Origin of the sequence: Dietzia sp. DQ11-38-2, assembly GCF_014145055.1 — a bacterium.
GTDB lineage: Bacteria > Actinomycetota > Actinomycetes > Mycobacteriales > Mycobacteriaceae > Dietzia.
Genome location: NZ_JAALDW010000300.1, coordinates 1 through 3,569, shown reverse-complemented (window position 1 = coordinate 3,569; position 3,569 = coordinate 1). Strand labels below are relative to the sequence as shown.

The following is a 3,569-nucleotide window of genomic DNA, read 5'->3' as shown; positions in this document are numbered from 1 at the left end:
CGTGGAACTCCGACCACCTGGTGACGAACATCTTCCTCTACCACCTGCAGCGGCATTCCGATCACCACGCCAACCCGATGCGCCGCTACCAGGTGCTGCGCAGCTTCGAGCAGGCCCCGCAGCTGCCGTCCGGGTACGCCACGATGATGATCCTGGCCTACGTGCCGCCGCTGTGGCGCAAGGTCATGGACAAGCGCGTCCTGGCCCACTACGACGGGGACATCACGCGGGCCAACATCCAGCCGTCCAAGCGTGAGAAGATCCTCGCCCGCTACGGCGTCGACGCGACCCCCGGCGGGACCACCGCGGTGGCGGAGAATGTCCTCGTCGACACCGACATCGCCGCCGACCAGACCTCACCGACCGGCGAGTACGTGTGTCCGAACTGCGGGCACCACTACTCCGAGACCGCCGGTGAGCCCCGCGAGGGCTTCCCTCCCGGTACCCCGTGGTCGGCGATCCCCGCCACCTGGCGGTGCTCGGACTGCGGCGTCCGCGACAAGGTGGACTTCCTGCCCGTGAAGTAGCCCACCACCCCCCGCGGGCATGAGATCAGGAACAATGGACCGCATGCCGCCCCGCCCGTCGACACGTGACCAACGCTCCTCCGGGGACTCCCGGGGGGGGCGTTGGTCGCCCCGCCTCACCGTCTTCGACGCCATGCACCAGCTGCTGGAGTCCCGCGACTGGTCAGCCGTGACCATGTCGGACGTGGCCAAAGCCGCGGGACTGAGCCGGCAGACGCTCTACAGCACCTTCGGCAACCGTCAGGGACTGGCGCAGGCGTATGCGCTCCAGTTGTCGGAGAAGTTCGCCGGTGAGATCCGGGACTCGATCATCAGGCACCCCGGGCAGATCGAGCTCGCCCTGAGTGAGGGGATCAACGGGTTCCTGCGGTCCAGCAGCCGGGATCCGCTGATCCGGGCGCTCGTGACCGGTGACATCAAGCCGGACCTACTGCGTCTGATCACCACCGAGGCCGGGCCGCTCATCGAGCGTGCGACGGAGGTGCTCATGCCGGCGCTGTCGGAGAGCTGGATGCGGATCGAGGCGAGCCAGGCCCGGTTGGCCGCGTCGATCATCGCCCGGATCGGCATCAGTTTCATCTCGCTCCCGCCCGAGGACCCGGACCAGTTGGCCTCGGGCCTGACCGAGGTGATCGCCCCCTACCTACAGAAGGTCGTCCAGGTCGACGTCCAGCAGTAACGGTCCGATCAGGCTCCGTCCCCCACCGTCGACCGCTGATCCGGTCGACCCGGGACCGCGACGCTCGCCTCGAGGAAGAGACCACGGGCCTCCACGCACAACCGCTCCCCCGCGTGGATGGTCGCCTTGGTCCAGGTCTTGCGGCCGTCCACCTCATCCACCCACGAGCGGAACGTCAGGGGCTTCAGTAGCGGGGTGGGTGAGCGGTAGTCGATCTCGTAGTGGGCGGTCATGCCGTACCGGCCTCCCCAGTGGTTCGCGAACCCCATCATGTGGTCGATGATGAGGGCGCTGATACCGCCGTGAACGCACCCCGGGGGGCCCTGATAGGCCAGTCCGAGCGTGACCTCGGCCGTCACCGAACCGTCATCACACGCGGAGAACCGCACCGGTGGGGCGATCGGGTTCTCCGGCCCGCCGACGGGATTCGCCCTGCGGGAACCGGCGCCCGTCCACATCGTCTCCAGTCGGCGGGCGGGCTCCGGGACGCGCGACTCCAGGAGGTCCGCCACCCCGGCCAACCGGTCGGCGATGTCGTCCAACCGGACTTCCGAGTGGGCCAGTCCGGAGATCGCCTCGCGCAGTCTGCGCAGCTCCACCACCGTGCGATCCAGATCGGGATCCGGGGTGGGGAGGTCGGGGACGGGAACGGGATCGAAGGTCTCCCCCAGCCGCTCCCGCATGCTGCTGAGCTGGAAGTCGTCCACGCCCTCGATTCTCGGGAGGGGACCGCGACCGACTTCGGGACTGTCGTTGTTCTGGGACATACTCTGAAGACTATGTCGACACCCGTCAGAAAAGGACAGTTCGATCCTTCCGCGTACGGTCCCTGGGCTCTGGTCGTGGGCGGCAGCGAGGGGGTGGGGGCCGAGATCGCCCTCCGCCTGGCCGAGGCCGGGATCTCCTCCGTGCTGGTCGCCCGTCGGACCGGACCCCTGTCAGAGACCGCCGGCGAGGTCCGCGCCAGGGGCGTGGAGTGCCGTGAGCTCTCGGTCGACCTCACCGAACCGGGTGCCACTGACGCGATCGCCGCCGCCTGCGACGGCCTCGACGTGGGGCTGGTGGTTCTCAACGCGGGCGCCAACACCTACGGGGCGGAGTTCGCCGAGTCGGACATGGACCGCGTTCAACAGGTGATCGACCTCAACATCACCTCGCCGCTGCGGATCATCCGCCACTTCGCCCCCAGGCTCCGGGACCGCGGTCGGGGCGGCATCGTGGTGATGGGGTCGATGGCCGGTTACCTCGGGCACGCCGACATGAGCATCTACTCGGCCGCCAAGGCGTTCAGCCGGGTCTTCGTGGAGGGCCTCTGGCTGGAGATGCGCGACCACGGTGTGGACGTGGTCGAGGTGATCCTCGGCGTGACCCGCACCCCGGCCATGATCCGCGCCGGTCTGGACATGGACCTGCCGGGCATGACCGTGAGCGAGCCCGCCGAGGTCGCCGAGGAGGTACTCGAGTCGATCGGCCGGGGGCCGGTCCACGTCTGCGGAGGGCAGGGCAATCGCGCGGGTGTCGAGTTCAGCTCCGGGGTGGATCGCGGCCGGATCGTGGCCGGGGCGCACAAGCGGATGAAGGCACTGCGCGGGGAGAGCTGACCCCCGCCCGGCTCAGCCCTCGACCGGCCGGTCCCGCTGCGCGTCCGAGATGCCCCTGGGTTCGATGAACAACGCCTCGGCACGCGCGCACAGCGTCTCGCCGGTGTACAGGGTGGCGCTGGACCAGATCTTGCGGCCCTCCACCCGCTCCTGGCGCGCCTCGAACCTCAGGGGTGCATCCAGCGGTGTCGGCGAGGTGTAGATCACCCGGAGGTCGGCGGTCATCCCCACGCTCTTGGCGGCGGCGTTGGCCAGGCCCAGCATCTCGTCGAAGATCAGCGCGACGATCCCGCCGTGCACGCAGCCGGGCGGGCCCTGGTACTCGATGCCCAGTCGCAGATCCGCCCGCACGGTGGCGTCGGGCAACACCATCGGCTCCAACGGAGGGGAGACCGGGTTGCGGCTGCCGATGGCGGGGTTCGAGGCCAGATGCTCGGGGACCCCCCAGGTCACATAGTCCGACGGCCGCACCATGGTGCCGACCGCCTCGAGATGGTCGGCGAGCTCCCGCACCGTCGTGACGGCGTTGTGGACGTCGTCGAAGCGCGACCCCGCCACCAGACCCCGCACCCGGCGCAACTCGCGGGCCAGGTCGGTGGCGCCGGTTGCGTCGTCATCCCAGGGCAGGAACGGGACACCCCTCCCGTCGCCCGGAGCGGTGCCGGTGGTTCCGGGGAGGGGATCGGTGGCGGAGGCATCGGTGGTCACGACAATCGAATCTACTCCGTACTCCCCCGGGCGCCGGGGTCGCCCGCCGCGGGA

The 3,569-nt window shown here is 69.6% G+C and carries 5 protein-coding genes; 3 read left to right on the top strand and 2 right to left on the bottom strand.

Annotated features, from left to right (window positions below; genetic code table 11):
• Together G6026_RS17345 and G6026_RS10740 are read left to right on the top strand one after the other, a co-directional pair.
• A partial coding sequence (locus G6026_RS17345) for a rubredoxin (RefSeq protein WP_241728028.1) occupies positions 1 to 527 on the top strand: 527 nt, incomplete at its 5' end.
• Positions 528 to 660: 133 nt separating this feature from the next.
• A complete protein-coding gene (locus tag G6026_RS10740; RefSeq protein ID WP_241726121.1) occupies positions 661 to 1,206 on the top strand; it encodes a TetR family transcriptional regulator in 546 nt (181 codons plus the stop codon).
• 8 nt (positions 1,207 to 1,214) lie between these two features.
• Here G6026_RS10740 and G6026_RS10735 read toward each other — a convergent pair whose 3' ends face one another.
• Entirely contained in the window at positions 1,215 to 1,973 is a 759-nt protein-coding gene (locus G6026_RS10735; protein WP_182613174.1) for a PaaI family thioesterase, read from the bottom strand.
• 12 nt (positions 1,974 to 1,985) lie between these two features.
• Between G6026_RS10735 and G6026_RS10730 the strand changes: the two genes are divergently transcribed.
• On the top strand, positions 1,986 to 2,807 hold the full coding sequence (locus G6026_RS10730; RefSeq protein WP_107755243.1) for an SDR family NAD(P)-dependent oxidoreductase: 822 nt from the start codon (positions 1,986 to 1,988) through the stop codon (positions 2,805 to 2,807).
• Between the two features lie 12 nt (positions 2,808 to 2,819).
• Here the strand turns inward: G6026_RS10730 and G6026_RS10725 are convergent, their stop codons facing one another.
• Positions 2,820 to 3,515, bottom strand: coding sequence for a PaaI family thioesterase (locus G6026_RS10725; protein ID WP_182613173.1), 696 nt, complete (start codon positions 3,513 to 3,515; stop codon positions 2,820 to 2,822).
• Positions 3,516 to 3,569: the final 54 nt, after the last annotated feature.